This is a genomic window from Telluribacter humicola (genome assembly GCF_017355935.1).
Lineage (GTDB): Bacteria > Bacteroidota > Bacteroidia > Cytophagales > Spirosomataceae > Telluribacter > Telluribacter humicola.
Genome location: NZ_JAFIQT010000003.1, coordinates 55,385 through 77,621 on the forward strand (window position 1 = coordinate 55,385; position 22,237 = coordinate 77,621).

Sequence of the window (22,237 nt, forward strand, 5' to 3'; positions counted from 1 at the left end):
CCGCTGGGGCTCAATGGATAGATAGTATTGTCGCTCCTGCTACTGAAGTACCGCCCCTACGGGGCTCATGCAGTGGTATTGCAAGTTTTTTTCTACATATCTCATTTCCTTTTACTTCTGAGGTATGCGGTTGAGTGTGTACCAGGCTTCACCAGACCAGAGTGCGCGGCGTCTCTTGCTTTTCATCCAGTCCGGCAATCTGAAGTATACTACGTGCTCCTCTTTAAGTCCGGGTATCTCCAGGTATAGTTTCGTACGGTCCTTCGATAGCTCCATCCGGCTCACCGATAAGGTTTCCAGATCTTTTTTGGGACCGCCGTAGCTGGCCGTAGGCAGGTACCACCACTGCTGCACCAGGATATCGGTGAGTTTCAGCTCCTGTCGACGTGATAGCGGCTCGGTCAGTTCTATCTCGAAGCCCTGTGGTCGGGCCCGTACCGCCAGCATCTCGAAGGTAGGCTTACCGGTGTACTCTATGCGCTGCAGGCCGTACTGCTTTTCTTTCCAGCTCCAGCCTCCTACCATACCTACCCCTCCCACGTACAAGGCTCCGTCGGGTCCCCAGCGCATCCGGTTGATTCCGGCCTCCAGCCCCTGGGTAAAGCGGAATACTGCTCCCTGGTACTGCCCGTCTATCTTTTCCAGAAAGTCGCGCTTGATGCCCCCGTGGGTCACCTCCCCATGCAGCAGTTGTCCCTTGTAGGGGCCATCCCGCATGAGTACAGGTTCGGAGGGTGAGTTGCCAATTTCATCCTCCGGCAACCAGATCGCCGGCATAGCCATAGCAGGAGGATTGGCAGGATCAGAAAGTCCCCAGACCATGCCGTGGTAGTCCCCCCGCTTGACGTGAATGAGCTTATTGGCCGGTAGCCACTGCCCCTGATTATCGGTTACGAACAGTTCGTTGTCGGGCCCCACGCCTATACCATTGGGTGTGCGTAAGCCATAGTTGATCCACTCGTAGGTACCATCCTTGCTGATCTTGAGCGTACGCCCCCGGTCGGGGTGCTGCTTCTGGTCGGCCATAAGCCGCATCGCCATTGACAGCGTCACGTAGAAGTACCCATCCTTGTGTACCAGTCCAAAGGCAAATTCGTGGAAGTCGTCGGTTACGCCCCAGCTATTACACACGGGCCGGTACTCATCTATGACCTCGTCCCCATCATGATCGATCAGTCGGGTAAGCTCATGCTTTTGCAGGACGTATATCTCTCCATCTACCACCTCCATGCCCAGCGGCTCGGCCAGTCCGGAGGCTATCCGTTTTACGGTTACCTTTTTACTGTCACCCGTCTGCACACCACCTAGCAGGTATACCCCTCCAACTGTATCCCATGTAGAGACCAGCAGGCGTCCGTCGGGCAGGAAGGCCATAGCCCCTACCCGCGGCTTGAAGCCCTCCGGACGTATAGTACTCACCTTGTAGCTGGGGTGCAGTCCCGCCAGTGCTTCGCCAAAACCGGGCTTTGTAACGGGCTTAGGTACTTCTGGAGTTTCCTTCGCCCTGGCAGGGACGGTGGTATTGGTAGCTTTAGCTTCTTCCTTAGGCTTCAGCGTAAAGATGTAGTCCAGCATGGACTTTACCTCGTCGTCCGCCAGAGCAGGATGGGCATTCATGGCGGCAGAGCCCCAGGTACCTGAGCCCCCTTGCTTTACCTTACTAATCAGTTGCTGCTGGGTCTCTTTGTTTTTAGTGTAGCGACTGGCTATCTGCTGCAGAGCCGGTCCTACCATCGGCTTTTCCAGCTCATGACAGGTGAAGCAGTCGCTTTTCTCCATCCAGTACCGTCCCAGGTGGTCATACTGGTCCTTCATGCTGGGAGGAGTCTGCGTGGGTAGCTCCTCGAAGTACCGCAGTATTCGCGTAGTACCGTTGGGCTTCATGACAATAGTTTCTCCGGCAGTAGTCAATGTTACCGTGAGCTCCATGGGTATACCCGACGTTCGGATAACCCGCTCCAGGCCGGGCTTTCCTTCATCACTTATAAACTCCGGCCGCTCTTCTATCTTCACGGTGTCGCCACTGGTAAGTATCAGGTAGTAGCCCAGGTAGATCTGCCCCTCTTTGAATCGGTACCCATTGCTTATGATAGTTGCAGGTAGCTCTTTCCTGCCCCGTCGAACAGTCCATCGGCGCTCCCCATCGGTATCGGTAAAGTAGGCGGTGCCCCAGCTGGTAGGCTGCACGTTTTTACGGTCGGTATAGGCCGCGCCATCCATCAGTACGCCGCCCTTCCAGGCTTTATATAGAGTACAGCGGGCCAGATCGTAGGCTACGTACAGTTCCTTGTCCAGTGCCAGCGTGAGCATACGGGGCTGCTTGTCCAGCACCGAGCGAAAAGCCCATACATCCCGTGGTCTCTGTAGCTTATCATCAGTTCCACCAAAGGCCTGAACCACTGTTAGACCCAGCCATAGCACCAAAACAGAAACAGGTATAGATCTTAACATCAGGGGTTAGGTTCCGGGAAGTACGATCCCTCTGGCAATAAAATGAGCATTAAGCGTTTTCTTACTGTAAAAAGTAGCTTTTTCTGCTTCACACTAATTGTTTTGATTTAGCTTTTGCCACCTCTTCCGGGAGCTGAGAAACTACACCGGTGCCACAGTCCGGAACTGTGGCACCGGTAGCCAAGCAGCCGTAAAAGCAAATCAGCCCGCACTTTCTAGATTCGTGCGGGCTGATTTGCAATAGTATTTATCGGTTCAGGTACTATCTGGCAGTAGCCATTACCATTTTGATATTCTGCCGGGCACCCAGTTCCAGTACATCCACCAGGTCCTGTACGGCCAGATTTTTATCTACGCGCAGTACTACGGTAGGCTCCTGTACATTGGCAAAAACGCCCTGTAGCTGGGCCTCCAGTTGCTCAAACGGCACGGGGTCTTTATCTATGAAGTAATTCTTATCAGCATCTACTGACAGGGTAATCTGCTTCTTGTATACCTGCTGTGACGAACCGGCTTTGGGTAAGAGCAGCTTTATCACGTTCGGGTTGGCCATCGTAGAGATGATCAAAAAGAACAGCAGCAGGAAAAACATGATATCGTTGAGCGAGTGCGTAAACACTTCCGGGGCAAACCGACTCTTCCGACGTATTTTCATCTAACTTAGGTATTAAAGAGTTAGTTACTAGCTTTCTTCGCAGTACCAGTCACTTATGACTAGCGTGAAGCTACCGGCTTCTGAAGTACATCCAGGAAGTCCGAAGCAGCCATCTGCAGCTTCAGCGCAAAGCGATCTATCTTCATGTTGAGCAGGTGATAACCCGCGTAAGCGATCAGACCAATGATCAGACCCGTACCTGAGGTAATCATCTTCTCGTACATACCACCCGCGATAGTACTAATGTTAAAGTCGTTGGAGATAGAGATATCGTAGAAGATACGGATGATACCCGAGATCGTACCTACGAAACCAAGCATGGGCGCGATACCCGCCACTACCCCCAGGTAAGGCAGGTTACCTTCCATCCGCTGCAGCTCGATCTGGCTGGCATTCTCAATAGAAGTTTCAATGTCTTTGATAGGGTACCCGATCCGGCCCGTAGCCCTTTCGAATATACGTCCGGCAGCGGTACGCTGGTTACGACAAAGTGACTCGGCTGATTTGAGATTACCCTGCTGAATAAAGTCTTTTACGTTATCGACAAAACCCTGTTCGATCTTGCCATTGGCGTTGATAGCCAAAAAGCGTTCAATAATCAAGAACAGCGTCCCTAGAAACAGCAAGCCAAGAGGAAGCATTACCCACCCCCCTTTCATAAGAAGATCAATGACAGAAAGGCCTTGCTCTGCAGCAGGAGCTGCCATGGTAGAGTCGACTTGAAGAAACATCATATGAACAGTAAAAGTGAAAAGTTAAGAGTGAATGGTACGATATCAATACATTTCTAAACAACTTCTGACAATAAACGGACGACACCCGCTCTTATTGTTCAAAGTCCAAAGATAGAGAATTTACTTTTCAGGAGGAATGTAACCTGTTCTTTCCTCCTTTCTCAATTTCATTTTGTCACCGACAGAGGCACTTCCGGACTAGTCAAAATCAGGAACAGGAAGATGCATTCATAGCCTCAGCAGCTTCTGGTAAGGATTACAGGAATGGTTTTTTACCTTTGTCCTCATTGATATTTCCCTTACCTAATCATCCCTAAATTTAATATATATCTAATGAAACCATTCTTCACTCCTCAGCTAATACGTCAAATCCCCGTAGCAGTAGTAAGCGGTGGTATCATAGCCATGGTAGGCTTTAAAAGTGAGACAGTACACCTTCCGTTTCTTATCAATGTACTTCTGAGTTTTGGGTTAGGCTGGTTACAGCCCCGCAAAGGGTGGTTTCTGGCCCTGATACAGGTACTCACTCTTTTGATTGCCTACTCGCTGTTCAGCAATAGCAGCCTTCTGGTAGCTACCAGTCCCGATATTGCCCGCTTTACCTCATTTCTCGGTGTATTTCCTACACTGGCCGGTGCACTTATGGGTGGACTACTAGGCCGAACGTTGAAGGAGAATAAGTAGACTGCCCCGACTTTAGCCCTTTTTACCTCTATCCTCTATCTAGTCAAACATGTTTAAATTTCTACGTGCCCTGATCCTGCTGGTACTCCCCTGGATCATGGTCAGTTGCTACGACTGTGGCCCTATGGGCGAACCGTTTGTTGACATCAGCCTGTCCCCAAAAAATCAATTAGTACGAATAAGCGCATTGGGCGCCAAGACTGACTCGCTATTCCGCCTGGACACTCTATCATCATTCGGATACCATGGCCAACTCCCCATCTCCCTGCTTCAGGATAGTACTACCTTTCTTTTCTACTTTCCTAACCACGTTGATACCCTTACCCTTTACTACCAACGGGTATTTGATGAGAGTAAGACATGTGGCTACTACAATGACATCAAGGCGCCTGTAAGGGGTCCCTCCTACCGAAGTACCTTTCCTGGTGTCCATGTAGAATATTATCCGTATCAGGGTTCGACGGCGCCCGGCCGTTATTTCCCGAGAGGTATCCACATCAATATTCAGAATCAATAATGAAAACACTACGTAAAGCACTGTGGATGCTGCTATGGCTTCCTTACCTACTGGTACACCCGGTTCATGGGCAGGTTACCGAAGTAGATACCACTTCAAAAAGTACCCATGCAAGTCAAGCGGGTAGTAAGTTCTCTGTGGGGTTAGATGTATTCAAAAATATCCCTTTGTGGCTCCAGGGAAATAAAGCTCCTATCTTCATAGAAGATAATGGTACCCAACATGACCGGCTCATTCTGGAAGTAGCGCTTCGTAAAAAGATAGATGAGGCTCACCACGCAGTAGCCTTGCTGGGATATACCCAGCTGGATGTTATACATTCGCGGGGAACACAAGATCGTAATCAGATAAAGGGCTGGTACATAAAGGGGGGCAAGGAGCGACCTATGTACGAGGGAGGCAAGCAAGCTCATATTGGTCTGCTGGGGATGGCTACCTTCTGCCAGTACCACACGTATCTCCGCTATTCGGGTCCCACCTACGGTGACTACACGGAGCACCGCCTCATCAACAACATTGGCATTGGGGCGGAGCCTTACTTTGCTTTTGATTTCTTTCCAGACTCCCGCTGGATGCTACGCTGGGTTACCCGTCTGAACTTTCACTACCGCCTGTTCGGCGAGGGGTACACCCCTTACTATCCCGGTATCGGTATTACGACTGGCTATAACTTTACCATGTCGGCAGGTACTACCTTGCAATTACATTATTAATTTAAAGGCCGTTAATCAGGCAGCCACTCCATTATATCTATTTCTGTTCTACAATACATTTTATTTATGTAAATTTCTCCTGTCACACACTCTACTCCTCATCCTATGACTCCCGATCAGGCTTTTCAGATCGCTAACCTGCTGGTACTGCCCCAGTGGTTGCTCATGGTAGTCGCGCCGCGCTGGCGTGTTACTCTGTGGCTGGTGAGATCTTTCATAATCCCGGTGCTGCTGGCGGTACTGTACGCTCTGTACCTGTTTGATGGCGGTCCCATTGATTTCGCGGCTTTTGGTACGTTGGATGGTATAAAGGGTCTTTTCCGGAACGGAGGGGATGGTGTCATGCTGGCGGGCTGGATTCATTACCTGGCTTTTGACCTGGTGGCGGGTAGTGTAGTGCTGCGCGACGCGCAGGAAAAAGAGATTCCCCACTGGTTGATCATAGTACCGCTGCTATTCTGCTTTATGCTGGGCCCTATCGGTCTGCTGCTGTACTGTCTTATCCGTACTATCCGACTACCAGGTACTGTACTCTCTCCTGAGAAGTAAAATTGCCCCGCGGGTAGCACCCCTCGGCTTTCGTTACTACCTTTGTGCCGAACACACTGACGCCTGGTATAGTAGCGTTACTCTCTTGATGAAGAACTCCAGCAGACAATGGGTGGCCCTGAGCTTACTGTTTCTGATGCTTGTGAAAGCATGGGTGATGCCCCTGTTGTACATCGACTACGAACTTCGACGCGACTACATCATCAAAAATCTGTGCGTCAACCGCACCCGGCCTCAGCTACAATGTAACGGCAAGTGCTACCTGGCCAAACGCATGGCCGCTACCCGCAAACAGGAAGAGCGCCAGGCCGAGCAAAGCTTCATGTACAACCTGCTCGTTCAGGTAGCGGAGGGGTGGGATCATCCATCGCTCTTTCAGATTCCCGGGCAGAGCGTAGTATCTGAGAACTCCCCGGCTTTTTCCTACTCGACCTCGTTAGTTTCTTCCACAGCCGTCGCGGACATCTTTCATCCCCCGTCGGTAGTCTAGTATCTACTTCTTTTATTTTCTAAATAAGCACCTGCTGTATAGTAGGCTGTTACGGCTTGTACCGTGACTGACCTATTCATTAGCATCGGGTACTACTTCTATTTATTTCTCATCATTAAATTACCTGCATTCCCATGAAAGGTCTTTCATACTCTATTTATAGCTTTTTTGTTGCCTTTACTTTCTCTGCATTTCTACTGGCCTGTAACAACTCCGATGATGTACCGCCTACGGGTACGGGTGAGGTTACACTAGAATTTGATAATGTAGCCGGCACCAAAAATCTAGTCTTGGGCAGTGGTACTTACCAAAACGCCGCGGGTGAAAGCTTTACCGTAGATATCCTCAATTACTTTGTATCCAATATCAAGCTCCTGCGTGCCGATGGCACCCACTATACCGTACCGCAGGACTCCAGCTACTTCCTGATCCGGGAAGCGGAGCGGGAGTCGCAGTTTGTGAAGCTGAAAAACATTCCGGCCGGAGAATACGTGGGCGTAGAGTTCGTGGTGGGAGTGGATAGCCTGCGTTCGGTATCAGATATCAGCAAGCGTACGGGAGTACTGGATCCAGCCGATGCTTCACACGAAGGCAACAGCATGTACTGGTCCTGGAACTCGGGCTATATATTCCTGAAGATGGAAGGCACCTCCCCCCAGGCTCAAACCGACGCCGCGGGCAATCGCAAATTCAGGTACCATATCGGCGGCTTTGGTGGGTATAGCGCTCCTACATTTAATAATATCCGCACCGTACGGCTTCAGTTTGGGTCTGATAAGGCGCAAGTAAGCCCCGGCTCCTCCCCCGAAATACACCTGCTGGCGGATATTCTTAAGATCTTTAACGGACCGACTCAGATAAGCCTGGCTACTAACCCGACGGTGATGGTATCTCCCTATTCGACTACCATCGCCAACAACTACCTTAACATGTTCAGCTACGACCACATGCACGTTCATAATGATTAGCGATACTATGAATCTTCTTCGTCTTTCCCTCTACGGTATACTGCTTTGTGTTGGCCTCATCCAGCTGTCCTGCCGGTCGGAGCAGGAGAGCCCGGAGCCGGAGCCGATTACTAAGCCCACCCCTTACACCTGGACCAAGCCCCGCCAATTTCCGGAGCCGGTGTATGACTTTCAGGCCAATCCGCTGACGGCGGAGGGCGTGGAGCTGGGCAAGTTCCTGTTTTACGACGGTATCCTGTCCCGCAACGGTCTCATTGGCTGCGGTACCTGCCACCAGCAGTCCTCGGCCTTTACGCACCACGGACACGACCTCAGCCACGGGGTAGATGACAGGCTGGGCAAGCGAAACGCGCAGGCCGTGCAGAATATGGCCTGGAGCGCGGTGTTCTTCTGGGACGGGGGCGTCCATAACCTGGACTTCGTCCCCTTCAATGCCATCGAGAATGAGGTGGAGATGGACGAAAAGGTCGGGAATGTACTGGATAAACTCCGTAAGAGTCCCGACTATCCGAAGCGGTTCCGATCGGCGTTTAGTAGTGAAGAGATTACGACCGAGCGTATGATGAAAGCCTTGTCGCAGTTTATGCTCACGATGGTGTCGGCCACTTCGCGCTACGACTACTACACCATGGGTGACGCCTCCGCGCTCAACGCGCAGGAGCGGCAGGGACTGGCCTTATTTAAGCAGCACTGCAGCTCCTGCCACAGCGGCGAACTATTCACCGACCACAGCTTCCGGAACAATGGCCTCCGTCCACTCCCCGGCAACGACCTGGGTCGCTTTGACGTTACGCAGGTTGAAGCGGATCGTTATAAATTTAAGGTACCTAGCCTGCGCAATGTAGGCCTTTCGTCTCCTTACATGCACGACGGGCGCTACTATACCCTGGAAGAGGTACTGGACCACTACACCGACAGTGTATACAGCTCTGCGACACTTGATCCTATCCTTAAAAATGACACGGGCAAATCAGGGCTGACGCTCTCCCCTACCGACAAACAAGCCATTATAGCTTTCCTGAAGAGCCTGACCGACGAGCAGTTTATCAGGGATCGTCGTCTGGCTGACCCCGGTATTGGTAATGCATTCTAACAGCGATTTATTCTTAAACTACTAATGATTTCTACGTCGTTATGACTACACATATATCCGTATGCACCAGCTATTGGCGCGTACTGCCTCTCCTGTTCACCCTGTTGCTGACGCCGGAGCTTACCTACTCGTGTGATGTGTGTGGCTGCGCCAACGGAGGCTCTTACTTCGGCATGATGCCTGAGTCGCATCGCGCCATGGCTGGTGTCCGGTACCAGTACCTGCACTTCAATACCCACCCTACCAGCCAGGTACTTCGTACCGAGGAAACCTTTCGTATTACCGAACTATACGGCCGGTTCTTTCCGGTACAGCGGGTGCAGGTTCTGGCTTTTCTGCCCTACCGGTTCGACGAGCAGGTGACTACCTCGGAGGTAAAGCAGCAGCAGGGCTTTGGTGACGCTACGGTACTTGCTTCCTACAATGTACTCAATAGCTTTATGGATAGCGACGAGTCCCGGCGCTTCAATCACACACTGCTTGTAGGGGGAGGTATCAAGCTCCCTACTGGTCGCTTCCGCTATGATACAGAGAATCCGCTGGAGGTAGCCAATGCCAATTTCCAGCCCGGTACCGGCAGCACAGACTTTATAACCAATGCTTTCTATACCCTCACTAAGGACCAATGGGGACTGGCTCTTAACCTTTCAAGGAAATTTAACACTACCAACTCCCAGGGATACCGATTCGGTAACCAATGGTACGGCACCGCCGAGCTGTACCGCACCTTCTTACTCAGTAACCTCTCGCTGGTCCCCCACCTGGGAGTATATGCGGAACATTCAGCGCACGGTAGCCAGGGTCATAAACTGCTAACCGAAACCGGAGGAAACTTGGTGAACGGCACGGCCGGTGCTACCCTGTTTGCCAGGCACTGGATGCTGGGAATTACGGCCCAGCGGCCCCTGGCTCAGAACCTGTCGGGTGGACATGTAGTAGCCCGGTCACGGGCTCTGGTGCAGGTAGCGTGGCTTTTTTAAAATACGGTTAATAAAGCGTTCATGGCACGTTTATTGGTTTTTCTTAACTTGCCCGGGTTATTCACCATCCTATATTATATCCACTCTTCTATGATTCGTACCCTTTACCTCTTCTGCCTTTTAGTATGTTTAGTTAGTACTGTTACTCCCGCCTCCGCCCAGATCCGGTTTGAAAAAGGCTCCTGGGAAACCATTAAGGCAAAGGCCAAAGCCGAAAAGAAACTGATTTTTGTAGATGTCTACGCTACCTGGTGCAGCCCCTGCAAGGTACTTGACCGACAGGTATTCAGTACCAAAGAGGCCGGCGAGAAAATGAACCCCTTCTTTATCAGCTACAAAGTAGATGCCGAAGCCGGCGGACGCCCCCTGGCGCTTCAGTACGCTGTCAAAGCCTACCCTACCGGCCTCTTCCTGGACCATGAGGGAAAAGTAGTACATCAGTTTGTAGGCTTCCGACCCGTACAGGCCTTTATTGCTGAGGCCGACCGCGCCTTCCGTACTACCGAAAATGGCCTGGTATATAGTTTATATGAAGAAGCATTCCAGCAAAAAAGAAGAGATTCGGAGTTGCTGCTTATCTACTTCAAATTCCGCCGGGTCTACAATCTGCCTACCCACGAACTACTGGAACAGGTACTGGCCGAAACTCCTGCCGACTCACTACAGGTACCCAACTGGCAGAAGTTCATAGCTCAGAATACGGAGTGGGCCCGGGGCAAAGGCTTTGAGTGGTTGCTAACCCAGAAGGAGGTTCCAAACATCAAAAACAGACTTGAATTCATCATCAGCAACACCGTCCGCCAGGCGCAGGAGACAAAAGACCATGACCTGTTCCGACAAACCCTGGCGTATCTGGATGAGATAGTAGAACCAGCTGCCGCCCGCGAACTGAAAACAAGGTATGAAATAGGTTTTTATACCGAAACCAAAAACATAGATCAGCTGACACGTTCGGCGGAGCGGTACCTTGAGGAGGAAGTAAGGCCCCACCTTACCGAAGAAACCAGGCAGAATGATCCGGAGGCTTACACCAAAGCTCAGGACCAGCTTACCTCGCTCTGCTGGACCTACGTCAATCACATTAAAAAAGACAATCTGTCCAGGATATGTGATTGTATGGCTGATATGATCCGGAAGGAGCAGAACCCACATTTGCTGAATCAGTATGCTTCGCTGCTCTATAAGCAGGGGAATAAGCAGGAAGCGATTGAGGCACAGACCCAGGCCGTTGCCCTCGCCCAGAACCTCAGCCCCGAAGAGCTGAAGGATTTTGAAAATACATTAAAACAGATGAAGCGTAACAAGTTGTAATCAAGCTGCTGCCCGGAAGAGTAGCGGCACGAGCTGACAAAAAAGCAGCAAATAGCCTCTACTCCGCACGATGTACTTATTCTTCTCACGATTCTTCGTAACTTTGTGAGTTAATAGACCTTGATTAGTATAATCAGCAGGTACCTATACACCAGTTCTTAAGGGTGGTACCTCTGTATATATCCAACTGATAACCGGGCACTAGCTCAACATAACCATGTTTGAAAGCTTACAAGATAAATTAAATAACGCCTTCCGCACGCTCAAAGGGAAGGATCGTATATCGGATATCAACGTAGCCGCTACGACCAAGGAAGTACGCCGTGCGCTGGTCGATGCCGATGTAAACTTCAAAGTAGCCAAAGAAATAACGGACCGTATCAAGGACAAGGCCATTGACCGGAAGATCCTGATTTCGGTAGAGCCGGGCCAGATGTTCGTGAAGATCGTACAGGAAGAGCTGACCGAACTGATGGGTGGACAGGCTGAGAGCATCAATATCAAAGGTGACCCGGCGGTAATCCTGATCGCGGGTCTGCAGGGGTCGGGTAAGACTACCTTCTCCGGCAAGCTGGCCAGTATGCTTAAGAAGCAGGGCCGCAACGTGCTCCTTACCGCCTGTGATATATACCGTCCGGCGGCGATAGACCAGCTCAAGGTACTGGGTGAGCAGATCGGGGTAGAAGTATACGCCGAACCTGAAAACAAGAATGCGGTAGATATAGCCCAGAACGCGATGGCGCATGCCCGCAAAACCGGCAAAAAGATCGTGATCGTGGATACGGCGGGACGTCTGGCGGTGGATGAGGTCATGATGCAGGAGGTAGAAAATATAAAGAAGTCTATCAATCCTAGTGAGATCCTGTTTGTGGTGGACTCCATGACTGGTCAGGATGCTGTAAACACAGCCAAGACCTTCAATGACCGACTCAACTTTGACGGAGTAGTACTGACCAAGCTCGACGGGGATGCCCGCGGTGGAGCGGCGCTATCTATCCGTCAGATCGTAGATAAGCCTATCAAGTTTATCAGTACGGGTGAAAAAATGGAGGCACTCGATACCTTCCACCCCGATCGTATGGCGAGCCGTATCCTGGGTATGGGTGACGTGATCTCACTCGTTGAGCGTGCTCAGCAGGCTTTCGACGAAGACGAAGCCAAGCGTATCAACGCCAAGATGCGTCAGAACAAGTTTGACTTTGACGACTTTCTGGGCCAGCTACAGCAGATCAAGAAGATGGGTAACGTGAAGGATCTGATTGGGATGATCCCCGGTATGGGTAATGCCATCAAGGATCTGGACATTGATAACGACTCTTTCAAACCCATCGAGGCTATCATCCAGTCCATGACTAAGAAGGAGCGCGAAAATCCGGATCTTATTGACGGCAGCCGCAAGAAACGTATTGCTACCGGTAGTGGTACTTCTATCCAGCAGGTCAATAACCTGCTTAAGCAGTTTGACGAGATGCGCAGGATGATGAGAAAGATGAATACCATGCAGGCAGCCGGAAAGGTTGGCAAAATGCTCAAAAAATAATATTCTTTATATCAAAATATGACCTCCAGGACTTTAACCTCTTGGAGGTCTCTTTTTATCCATGAAACGTTTTTTTCTACTACTACTTTTTGTGCTGGCTACAAATGGTGTTTTTGCCCAGGCATCGGTAGGCTACTATCCCTGGAGCGGGCTATTATCAGTTAGTACCAATCCCGAGCGGCCTCTTTGGCTGGATACTCGCGTGCAGACCAACTCACTCTTCAGCAGCCTTAGCCTGGACTTACTCCCCCTCATCACGATCAAGCGGACCGAAGTAGTGCAGTGGTACGCAGGTGGCGGTCTGCGCCTGAATCCGCTCTACCGTATTGCGGACAGCAGAGCCAAAGTAATTACGGTAGATGGCTTCTCTATCAATGCTGGGGTACGGGCGGCTCCCTTTGCGGCTAACCGCCGCATCCAGTTTGCCCTTGAGCTTAACCCTTACGTAAAGGATGACCTGGCCAGCGGAGTACTAAAAACACACTTTGGTATAGTGTACCATTTTGCCAAAAAAGAAAAAGAGTAAATTCTGGGAGTGTTCCCTCTCCTGTTTTTCATTCCTATTTACTTCTACTAGTAGTTTTTGCTGATGAGCTGGTTGTATCTGGTTATCGCCGGACTTTTTGAGATAGGCTTTACGACCTGTCTGAAGCTTTCCAATAACTTCTCCAACTTCAGGTGGAGTATTGGGTTCGTCCTGTGCATCAGCCTGAGCTTTTATTTTCTGAATAAAGCCATTCAGCATATACCTATGGGTACGGCTTACGCCGTCTGGACCGGTATTGGCGCGGTAGGTACCGCCATACTAGGTATTGTCCTGTTTCAGGAGCCGGCTGCCTTCTGGCGCGTGTTCTTTATCACTACCCTGATTGCTTCCCTCGTAGGTTTGAAACTGGTAGCGTCCTAAAACAAAAAGAGGTGCGGAGCTTTCGCTCCGCACCTCTTTTTGTGAATATTTACCTGATTACTCTACTTTTTTAGGCAGGTTCAGGCTACTAAAGTCTCCTTTTTCCAGCGCTTCGGCCTTGCTAAACTGATGCAGGGCTTCGCGATAGATATTATCCATAGGGTTCAGTACCTGATAGATCTCATTGCTCAATCCATCCTTGCGCTGGCGGCCCCATATATAACGGCCGATAAGCGCCTTCGTCTGTGCGACGATGATAGGCTTAGAGCGGGCGAGCTCATTATCATTCTGTTTGATACCGGCTTTTGAGGCATCCTGCACCAGATCAGCTACCATAGCATCCGTTACATTGAACGTATTGAGGTACTCTTTGAAGGTCATCTTCTCGAGCTTTTTCTGATTCGCGCTGGTGTAGCGAAGCGCATAGTCACGTATGATGTTCTTGGCGTAGAGCTCAAACAGGAACTTGCTGTTCATGCTGGTATCACGGGGCACGAATATATCCGGCATAATACCACCGCCACCGTATACCACGCGTCCGCCTTCGGTCTTGTACCGCAGCTTCGGATCAAACTTGATACTATCCTGTACGAATAGTTCACCACTCTCAAAGCGCTTCTTCATATCCTTCTCATACTCATCTCCCTTACCCAGTTCGTACGGTTTCTGAATACTGCGTCCGCTTGGGGTAAAGTAGCGTGAGATAGTCAGGCGTAATTCAGAACCATCCGAAAGTTTTACCGGCATCTGCACCAATCCTTTTCCAAAGCTACGACGGCCCACTACCAGCGCCCGGTCATGATCCTGCAGGGCTCCTGCCACGATTTCAGAGGCGGAAGCGCTTCCTTCATCAACCAGTACTATTACCGGTCCCTCTTCAAACATACCCGTAACATGAGCGCGGGTCTGACGGTCAAAGCGGCTGTCTTTTCCATCGGTATACACCAGCAGCTTATTACCGGCTATCATTTCGTCGGCAATACTGGTAGCGCGCTCCATGTACCCACCGGGATTACCACGCAGGTCAAGTACCAGCTTTTTCAGACCGCTGGCTTTTAGTGACGACAGCGCGTTCTTAAACTCATCATAGGTAGTTTCGGAGAAGCGGCTAATCTTGATATAACCAATTTCTTCATCCACCATATAAGCGGCATCTACTGAGTAGGTAGGTATACGGTCACGTTTTACGTTAAATACCATGTCTTTAACGCCCGTACGGCCTATCTCCAGCTTCACTTCGGTACCACGGCGGCCGCGCAGCATCTTAAACACCTTGGCGTTGGTAACACCGGGCCCGGAGAGCGGCTCGCCGTTTACTTTCAGTATCCGGTCACCGCTTTGTATACCCGCCGCTTCCGAGGGGCCTCCGCTTAGCGGAGTCACTACAAATACAGTATCATTATACAGATTAAACTCTACCCCGATACCATCAAAGCCTGACTCCAGCTGTGACCGGGCCGCAGAGGCTTCGTCAGCATTGAAATAGGTAGTATGGGGATCAAGCTTCTCAAGCATTTTCTCAATGGAATAATCTACCAGCTGGTCTGTATTGACAGAATCCACGTAGTTATTCTCAATCAGCATCAGTACTTCTCTGAACTTGGCGTAGCCTTTGGCTACATCGGTCAACTTCCTTCCTCCACTAAAAAAAGTAGCTCCCAGCAGCATTCCGGCCGCCATGGTAATACTAAGAATAATGGGCAAACGTACTACTGTACGTGAATTCTGAACAGGTTTTTCGGGTGTAGGTTCGTTCATGCGGTCTTCCTTTCCTTGCGTCATAATCACTTGCTTCCATTCTTTAATAATTCCTTAACGAGAAATATAAGGAATTCGTTGCGAAAAAAACAGGTTATTGGTCCTGCACCTGACCAAATTCTATTTGGCTCGCAGCTCAACCCACAAATTTTTCTCCCGCCATTTCTACAAAGTAGTCCAGCGATTCTGGGTTACGCATCGTATCGCGGCTTACAACCCGTGACGGGTCATGCCCCATCAGTATCTTCTTAACGGGAGCTTCCAGTTTCTTACCACTGATCGTATAAGGTACTTCGTGAATCTCCAGAATAGCATCGGGTACATGACGCGGGCTAAACTGCGTACGAAGCTCCTGGTTAATACGCGACCGAAGTTCGTCGGTGAGTACTGCATCCGGAGCCAGTACCACAAAAAGAGGCATATAGCCGCTACCATCTTCCCGCTCCAGGTATATCACCAGACTATCCCTCACCTCCGGTATACTTTCAACGGCACTGTATACCTCAGCCGTACCGATACGCACACCTCCCCGATTCAGGGTGGCGTCGGAGCGTCCGTAAATAATGACGGAGCCGCGGGACGTGATCTTGATCCAGTCGCCGTGGCGCCACACACCGGGGTACATCTCAAAGTAGCTACTCCGGTACCGCTCATTGTCCCGGTCATTCCAGAAGTAGATAGGCATCGAAGGCATAGGCTGTGTAATCACCATCTCGCCCAGCTGGTTCCGCACCGACTGCTGCTCGTCGTCATAGGCTTCGAGTCGGCAGCCCAGCATACGGCACTGGATCTCGCCGGCATAGACGGGCAGCATAGGGCTACCGCCCACAAAGGCACTGCACACATCAGTACCTCCGCTGAGCGAAATCAGCCAAACGTCTTTCTTTACCTTTTGGTAGATCCACTCATAGGCTTCGGATATAAGGGGCGAGCCCGTAGAGCCAATCGTCTGCAGCTGGCGCAGGCGCTCAGTAGGTACCTGTACATCGGCTTTCATACAGGCAATGAAGTAGGCAGCTCCGCCCCCAAAGTGGCTGATGCGAGCCCGGTCGGCCAGGGTCCATAGTACCTGCATAGTCGGGTAAGCTACGGCCCCATCGTATACTACCAGCGTAGCTCCCAGTAGCAGAGAAGCGACCGAGTAGTTCCACATCATCCAGCCGGTAGTTGAGTACCAGAAGTAGCGGTCGCCGGGCTTGACGTTCTGGTGCAGACCCAGCGCTTTCAGGTGCTCCAGCAGGCAGCCTCCTACGCTATGAGTGATGGCCTTAGGCTTACCTGTAGTACCGGACGAATACAGGACCCAAATCGGGTGATCGAAGGGCACCGCTTCAAACTCAAGAGTAGCCGAGGGCGTATCCAGTATATCATCCCAGTTGTTCACTCCTTCCATCTCGGCATTCTTGTCGAGGTAGTTGACTAGTACGGCCTCCTCTATTGAAGGCAGGGCATTCAGCAGGTCACGAAGTGCTGAGGTCTTGTCAAATGACTTTCCATTATAGGTATAGCCATCGGCGGCAATAAGTACCTTGGGTTCGATCTGCCGGAAGCGGTCAACGACGCTGGCATGGCCAAAGTCGGGTGAGCAACTGGACCACACGGCCCCTACGGCATTGGCAGCCAGAAAAGCCACCACCGACTCCGGAATATTGGGTAGTACGGAGGCAACCCGGTCACCGGGCTTTACGCCACGCTTGCGCAGCCAGGTAGCTACGGCCGCGACCTGCTGCTCGAGGGTAGCCCAGGATACTTCGGTCAATGACTGCCGTTCCGACTGGAAGAGCAGCGCCGGACGGTCTTTGGTTTTGTTACGAAATACGTGTTCGGCGTAGTTGAGAGTCCCCCGCGAAAACCAGCGGGTGCCAATCATGTTATTCCCATCGGACCGCCGCAACACATCAAGGTATATATCGTGAGACTTGATCTGAAAGTACTGCCAGATACTTTCCCAGAAATCTTCTATGTCGGTAACCGACCATTCCCACAAGTCATGATAATCACGGAAGTATAGCCCTTTTTTCACAAAGAGCCAGTCCATATATTTTTTCAGGTTAGACTGCTCAATGAAGGAACCTCTGGGCTTCCAAAGAGGTTGTACTGGTACATTCTGAGACATAAGGTTAGTGAAGGTAGGGGTGGACGAAATACCACTAATGAATTTCAGTTAATACTAACGACAATTCCTTAGTTTTAGGATAAATATGGATTAAAATTCTTCGTGCTGAAATTTCTCCTAACTTTGCACGCCCATTACAAAACCGGATATAATTTTCTGATAGTCAGCTCAGTCTCGAGCTATCAAATTTTGCAACAGCGTAAAACTTATCAATAATATTCCTCCTACTGTATTAGCATAATAAAAAATTTGGAAAGAGGATAAACCATCCAGTAGTGATACTGCATTCCTATGAAAAAACAAAATCGCAATTCCAAGAACACAAGATCATCGGGCCCGCGCAAAACTGGCTTCGCTCCTACCCCGGAAAGCCGGTTCAGCAAACCCAGTATAAAGAAGTCAAGCCTTAGAGCGGCAGCGTCTGCCCCTGCTAAGCGCAGAGAGGATGACCGTAGCGACAGACCCAGACGCGAGTTTGACAGCCGCCCTGAAGGTCGTACAGAAGGAGATAAGCGGTTCGGCAAACCAGGTTTTGGAAAGTCGGGCTTCGGTAAGCCGGGCTTCGCTAAGCCAAGTTTCGGCAAGGATCGTCCGGAACGCAGTGGAGACTCTTTCAAACCCAAAGGTGAGTTCAGACCACGCAGGGAGGAGGGATCTGACAGACCAGCTCGTCCGTTCGACCGTGAAAGAAATACCCGCTTTAAGTCAGAAGGTGATTTCAAGCCAAGAAGAGAAGGCGGTTTTGATAAACCTGGCTTTGACAAATCAGGCTCTGATAAGCCCCGCCGCCCGTTTAACCGCGACAATAACAATAACTCACAGGATGAACGCACACGCGGCGACTTCCAGCCCAGACGCGAAGGAGACTTTGACAGACCTAGCCGACCATTCAATCGTGACAACAACTCAAAGGATGAGCGCCCACGCGGTGACTTCAAAACCAGACGTGAAGGTGACTTTGACAAATCAAGCTCTGACAGATCTGGTCGCCCGTTTAACCGCGATAACAACTCACAGGATGAGCGTCCGCGTGGCGACTTCAAACTAAGAAGAGAAGGTGGTTTTGACAAGCCGGGCTTCGGTAAGTCGGACTCTGACAGACCTAGATTTGGCAGATCAGGAGCTGATAAGCTCAAATTTGACCGTCAGGACCAGGATCGCCCATCTCGCAAGAGTAATGATGAATCACCAGCCGAAGGACCTAGCCGTCGAGTAGGTCGCTTTGATAAAGCCCCCCGCTACGACTTCAGCCGCTACGAAGACAAACCTCGTGGCAAGCGCAAGGAAAGCGGTGAAGAAGATCTGATGCGTCTGAACCGCTATATCTCTAACGCCGGTATCTGCTCTCGTCGGGAAGCCGATGACCTGATCGCATCGGGACAGATCTCTGTCAATGGAAAAACCGTAACGGAAATGGGCTATAAGGTAAAGCCCGCGGATGTAGTAAAATACGGTAAGAAAGCTCTGAATCCGGAGCGTATGGTATACATACTGCTCAATAAGCCGAAAGATTATATCACTACTACCGAAGATCCGGAAGATCGCAAGACGGTAGTAGATCTGATTGCAGGAGCTTGTCAGGAGCGGGTGTACCCCGTTGGACGTCTGGACCGTAACACAACCGGTCTGCTGCTACTTACTAACGATGGTGAACTGGCCGAAAAACTGACGCATCCGTCGAGCGGTATGAAGAAGGTATACCAGGCCGAACTGGATAAGCCTATCACTACCGAAGACTTCGAGGCCCTGCAGCAAGGTCTGGAGCTGGAGGATGGTTTCATCAAGCCGGATGAAGTAGGTATCGTTACCCCTGATGCTATGGTAGTAGGTCTTGAAATCCACAGCGGACGCAACCGCATTGTACGCCGGATGTTTGAGCACCTGGGCTACGAGGTAAAGAAGCTGGACCGTACGGTATTTGCCGGCCTGAACAAGAAAGACCTGCCACGCGGTAAGTGGCGATTCCTGACGGAGAAAGAAGTAATTCGACTGAAATTCCTTTTGTAACGGTATCAATTGTACTGAGAATATAAAAAAGAAAAGCCCCGGCACATGAGGCCGGGGCTTTCTTGTTGTATTACTCTCTATTGGCAATTACGCTCTGGTACTATTACTTTACGCTTACTACCTCTACCTCAAAGGCCAGTGGCGCAAAGGGAGGAATTACATACTGCCCTGTCTGCTGGTTTATACGGCCACTACGGCCATAAGCCAAAGACGATGGGAATACCAGTACCGCTTTCTCACCGGTACGTAACTTACGGATTCCCTGATCAAATCCCGGAATCATAGTACCCATACCTGTTACGTATTCAAGGGTACCTTTATCAAACTCCGTGCCCTTTAACAGTTTACCCGAATAGTTCACTTTTACAGTCTTACCGGCGCCGATTGAATCACCACTTACGGTATTCTGACGGATGATGTGAAGATTATTAGCTAGCTTCTCGGTACCTGTGTACTCCTTTGTCGATATATAGTCACGAATCTGCTGTTGCTCGGTTCTCAGTCCGACCATCTCCATATCCACCCGGATTACCGAATACGCCGGAATATTACGATAGTCCACATTTCCAAAGGCCAGGTAGTACGGCAGCAATATCGTCGCCTTCTCACCGGTACGTAGCAGTCGGAAAGCCGCCAGTTCCATACCAGGTATTATTAACTGAAGACCTGTACCCACCGGAAATACAAGCGGCTTCTGCTTTAAGGTTTCGGTACTATCCAATAATGCTCCGTCGAGGGTATACATTCTGAAATAAATACTGGCCTCATCGCCGATCTGTGCTTTCTGTCCAGAGGGGTTCGTCTTCTGCATGATATAGAAAATGCCCGTTGTATCCTGCACCGCAGTTAGGTTACGTGTTGTCAAATACTTCTGAATCTGATCCACATTTTCCTGAACCTTATTGGAGTCCTCATTTTCCAGGAAATCATTACAGGCACTCAGCATCACTGCCAGTGCCATACACACTACTGCTGTCCACTTTTTAAGCATAAATAATGTAAAGTAAAATAGGGTAAAAAATTTGTATTGATGATTGGTTGAATTACTGCTTCACTTTATACGTAGCTTCAGATCCGTTTGTTGCATCGCTTCTCTCCTTCGCTATCTACTCTAAGAGTACAGCGAGGATAGGAAGGTTGGAAAGCCGTTTAAAAATTCAGGCTGATTTCTTTTTCTGGAGTTGTTCGTAGTACTTACAGAAATGAGTCAGCGGACACTCGTGACACTTAGGAGTACGGGCCAGGCAGATATACCGGCCGTGCAGAATCAGCCAGTGGTGTGACTTAGGTACCAGGTCCTTGGGTATGTACGGCATCAGGCCTTTCTCTACTGCCAGCGGCGTAGTAGCCGTACGGGGTACCAGTCCCAGCCGGTGCGACACCCGGAACACGTGTGTATCCACCGCCATGGTAGGCTGGTTGAATATAATAGAAGTGATTACGTGCGCGGTCTTGCGGCCCACACCGGGCAGACGCTGAAGCTCCTCCACCGTAGCAGGTATCTCGCCCCCAAACTCCTCCACCAGCATACGGGCCATCCCCACCAGGTGCTTGCTTTTATTATTGGGATACGACACTGACCGGATATAGGAGAACACCTCCTCGACCGTAGATGCCGCCAGCGACTGTACATCAGGGAAACGCTCAAACAACCTGGGGGTAATGGCATTGATACGCTTGTCGGTACACTGGGCTGACAGGATCACCGCTACCAGCAACTCATACGCGTTACCAAACTGGAGTTCTGTCTCGGGTTGGGGAAAATTAGTAGTAAAGTAATCGAGGAAAAATCGAAAACGCTCTTTCTTCTGCATGTTAATTTATACACTAACTATAAGGCAATAAAAATCTACCTTCCCGCTTGTGACACTGAAGCGGGAAGGTAGTCTAAAAACAAATCAACCGACGGAAATATCTATACAGACAGTTCGGCCGGTTGATTTATATTATATTGGCAGGAATAATCCAGAACCCTTTCGATAACCTGATCGGATGGTGTTCGAGAGATAAGGTTCATCTGGTGCTGTATCTCGAGCGCATCGAGATAGAAGTTCATCAGATTGTCGTCGAGGGCGAGTGCCTCAACAATCAGGGCGTTTTCCTCTTGGGTCGTTTCGGCATACAGATACCGTACAACATCATCGTAAGTAAAAGTTTTGGTCATATTGCGGAGTACGTTGGCTAAATTGCTTGCGCAAATTAATCAGCGCGTAGCGCATCCTCCCCAATGCCGTATTAATGCTCACACCCGTGGCGTCGGCGATCTCCTGAAAGCTCATGTCCTCATAGTGGCGCATGATGAGTACCTGCCTCTGCACGTCGGGTAACCGCTGGATCATCTCCCGCAGTTGCTCATGTGTTTCCTGACGAATCTGGATCGACTCTACCGAATCTTCCGAAAAGTCAAGTGTATTAAACACATTGCTTCCATCTTCAAACACTACATTGGGGTAGCGCTTATCACGTCTGAAATAATCAATTGCGAGGTTGTGAGCGATTCGGATAATCCATGGCAGAAATTTACCCTCTTCGTTATATTTACCTGACTTTATAGTATCAACTGCCTTGATCAGTGTGTCTTGCAACAAATCTTCGGCAACGTATTGGTCTTTTACAATCAGATAAATAGTCGTATAGATTCTGGACTTATGACGCTGAACCAGCTTTTCAAAAGCTTTTTCATTGCCACGGATGTACAGCGATACCAACTCACTGTCGCTAACTAGGACTTTATCCATTTAAGTTGTTCGATTTAGTTAACGTA

At 50.1% G+C, this 22,237-nt stretch carries 21 protein-coding genes; 13 read left to right on the forward strand and 8 right to left on the reverse strand.

Translation table 11 applies throughout. The features are described from left to right. Positions 1–111: 111 nt before the first annotated feature. The 3 genes from JUB14_RS15560 to JUB14_RS15570 form a co-directional block, all read right to left on the reverse strand. A complete protein-coding gene (locus tag JUB14_RS15560; protein ID WP_207507257.1) occupies positions 112–2,451 on the reverse strand; it encodes a c-type cytochrome in 2,340 nt (779 codons plus the stop codon). 262 nt (positions 2,452–2,713) lie between these two features. Next, positions 2,714–3,106, reverse strand: coding sequence for an ExbD/TolR family protein (locus JUB14_RS15565; protein ID WP_207507258.1), 393 nt, complete (start codon positions 3,104–3,106; stop codon positions 2,714–2,716). Between the two features lie 59 nt (positions 3,107–3,165). Then, positions 3,166–3,840, reverse strand: a complete 675-nt coding sequence (locus tag JUB14_RS15570) for a MotA/TolQ/ExbB proton channel family protein (RefSeq protein ID WP_207507259.1) — start codon at positions 3,838–3,840, stop codon at positions 3,166–3,168. A gap of 333 nt (positions 3,841–4,173) precedes the next feature. Between JUB14_RS15570 and JUB14_RS15575 the strand changes: the two genes are divergently transcribed. From JUB14_RS15575 to JUB14_RS15630, 12 genes are all read left to right on the forward strand, one after another. Beyond that, a complete protein-coding gene (locus tag JUB14_RS15575) occupies positions 4,174–4,524 on the forward strand; it encodes a hypothetical protein (RefSeq protein WP_207507260.1) in 351 nt (116 codons plus the stop codon). A 49-nt stretch (positions 4,525–4,573) separates the two neighbouring features. Then, complete coding sequence (locus JUB14_RS15580) at positions 4,574–5,041, forward strand: hypothetical protein (protein ID WP_207507261.1); 468 nt, start codon at positions 4,574–4,576, stop codon at positions 5,039–5,041. Then, positions 5,041–5,754 (forward strand): hypothetical protein, encoded by a 714-nt coding sequence (locus JUB14_RS15585; RefSeq protein WP_207507262.1) that lies wholly within the window; start codon positions 5,041–5,043, stop codon positions 5,752–5,754. The genes JUB14_RS15580 and JUB14_RS15585 overlap by 1 nt, the downstream gene beginning before the upstream one ends. A 105-nt stretch (positions 5,755–5,859) precedes the next feature. Further along, the gene (locus JUB14_RS15590) at positions 5,860–6,303 is read left to right on the forward strand and encodes an ABA4-like family protein (protein WP_207507263.1); all 444 of its coding nucleotides are present in this window, start codon (positions 5,860–5,862) and stop codon (positions 6,301–6,303) included. A gap of 88 nt (positions 6,304–6,391) precedes the next feature. Beyond that, the gene (locus JUB14_RS15595; protein WP_229367914.1) at positions 6,392–6,793 is read left to right on the forward strand and encodes a hypothetical protein; all 402 of its coding nucleotides are present in this window, start codon (positions 6,392–6,394) and stop codon (positions 6,791–6,793) included. Positions 6,794–6,927: 134 nt separating this feature from the next. Further along, on the forward strand, positions 6,928–7,761 hold the full coding sequence (locus JUB14_RS15600; protein ID WP_207507264.1) for an MbnP family protein: 834 nt from the start codon (positions 6,928–6,930) through the stop codon (positions 7,759–7,761). Positions 7,762–7,768: 7 nt separating this feature from the next. Next, positions 7,769–8,854, forward strand: a complete 1,086-nt coding sequence (locus tag JUB14_RS15605) for a cytochrome-c peroxidase (RefSeq protein ID WP_207507265.1) — start codon at positions 7,769–7,771, stop codon at positions 8,852–8,854. A gap of 41 nt (positions 8,855–8,895) precedes the next feature. Beyond that, positions 8,896–9,834 carry a transporter family protein gene (locus JUB14_RS15610; protein WP_207507266.1) on the forward strand — a complete coding sequence of 313 codons (939 nt, stop codon included), beginning with the start codon at positions 8,896–8,898 and terminating at the stop codon, positions 9,832–9,834. Positions 9,835–9,924: 90 nt separating this feature from the next. Further along, positions 9,925–11,145 carry a thioredoxin family protein gene (locus tag JUB14_RS15615; protein WP_207507267.1) on the forward strand — a complete coding sequence of 407 codons (1,221 nt, stop codon included), beginning with the start codon at positions 9,925–9,927 and terminating at the stop codon, positions 11,143–11,145. Between the two features lie 217 nt (positions 11,146–11,362). Next, complete coding sequence (gene ffh, locus JUB14_RS15620; RefSeq protein WP_207507268.1) at positions 11,363–12,685, forward strand: signal recognition particle protein; 1,323 nt, start codon at positions 11,363–11,365, stop codon at positions 12,683–12,685. 61 nt (positions 12,686–12,746) lie between these two features. Next, positions 12,747–13,211, forward strand: coding sequence for a hypothetical protein (locus JUB14_RS15625; protein WP_207507269.1), 465 nt, complete (start codon positions 12,747–12,749; stop codon positions 13,209–13,211). 63 nt (positions 13,212–13,274) lie between these two features. Beyond that, positions 13,275–13,592, forward strand: a complete 318-nt coding sequence (locus JUB14_RS15630; protein WP_207507270.1) for a DMT family transporter — start codon at positions 13,275–13,277, stop codon at positions 13,590–13,592. A 57-nt stretch (positions 13,593–13,649) separates the two neighbouring features. Here JUB14_RS15630 and JUB14_RS15635 read toward each other — a convergent pair whose 3' ends face one another. Continuing rightward, the gene (locus tag JUB14_RS15635; RefSeq protein WP_229367916.1) at positions 13,650–15,374 is read right to left on the reverse strand and encodes a S41 family peptidase; all 1,725 of its coding nucleotides are present in this window, start codon (positions 15,372–15,374) and stop codon (positions 13,650–13,652) included. Between the two features lie 112 nt (positions 15,375–15,486). Then, positions 15,487–17,466: an acetoacetate--CoA ligase gene (locus tag JUB14_RS15640; protein ID WP_207507271.1), complete on the reverse strand. Its 1,980-nt coding sequence runs from the start codon at positions 17,464–17,466 to the stop codon at positions 15,487–15,489. A gap of 291 nt (positions 17,467–17,757) precedes the next feature. Between JUB14_RS15640 and JUB14_RS15645 the strand changes: the two genes are divergently transcribed. Further along, a complete protein-coding gene (locus JUB14_RS15645) occupies positions 17,758–19,473 on the forward strand; it encodes a pseudouridine synthase (protein ID WP_207507272.1) in 1,716 nt (571 codons plus the stop codon). A 103-nt stretch (positions 19,474–19,576) separates the two neighbouring features. Here JUB14_RS15645 and JUB14_RS15650 read toward each other — a convergent pair whose 3' ends face one another. The 3 genes from JUB14_RS15650 to JUB14_RS15660 all read right to left on the reverse strand — a co-directional run bounded on the left by JUB14_RS15650 (position 19,577) and on the right by JUB14_RS15660 (position 22,211). Continuing rightward, a complete protein-coding gene (locus JUB14_RS15650) occupies positions 19,577–20,464 on the reverse strand; it encodes an FKBP-type peptidyl-prolyl cis-trans isomerase (protein WP_207507273.1) in 888 nt (295 codons plus the stop codon). 166 nt (positions 20,465–20,630) lie between these two features. Further along, on the reverse strand, positions 20,631–21,287 hold the full coding sequence (gene nth / locus JUB14_RS15655; RefSeq protein WP_207507274.1) for an endonuclease III: 657 nt from the start codon (positions 21,285–21,287) through the stop codon (positions 20,631–20,633). A 324-nt stretch (positions 21,288–21,611) separates the two neighbouring features. Then, the gene (locus tag JUB14_RS15660) at positions 21,612–22,211 is read right to left on the reverse strand and encodes an RNA polymerase sigma factor (protein ID WP_207507275.1); all 600 of its coding nucleotides are present in this window, start codon (positions 22,209–22,211) and stop codon (positions 21,612–21,614) included. Positions 22,212–22,237 lie beyond the last annotated feature (26 nt).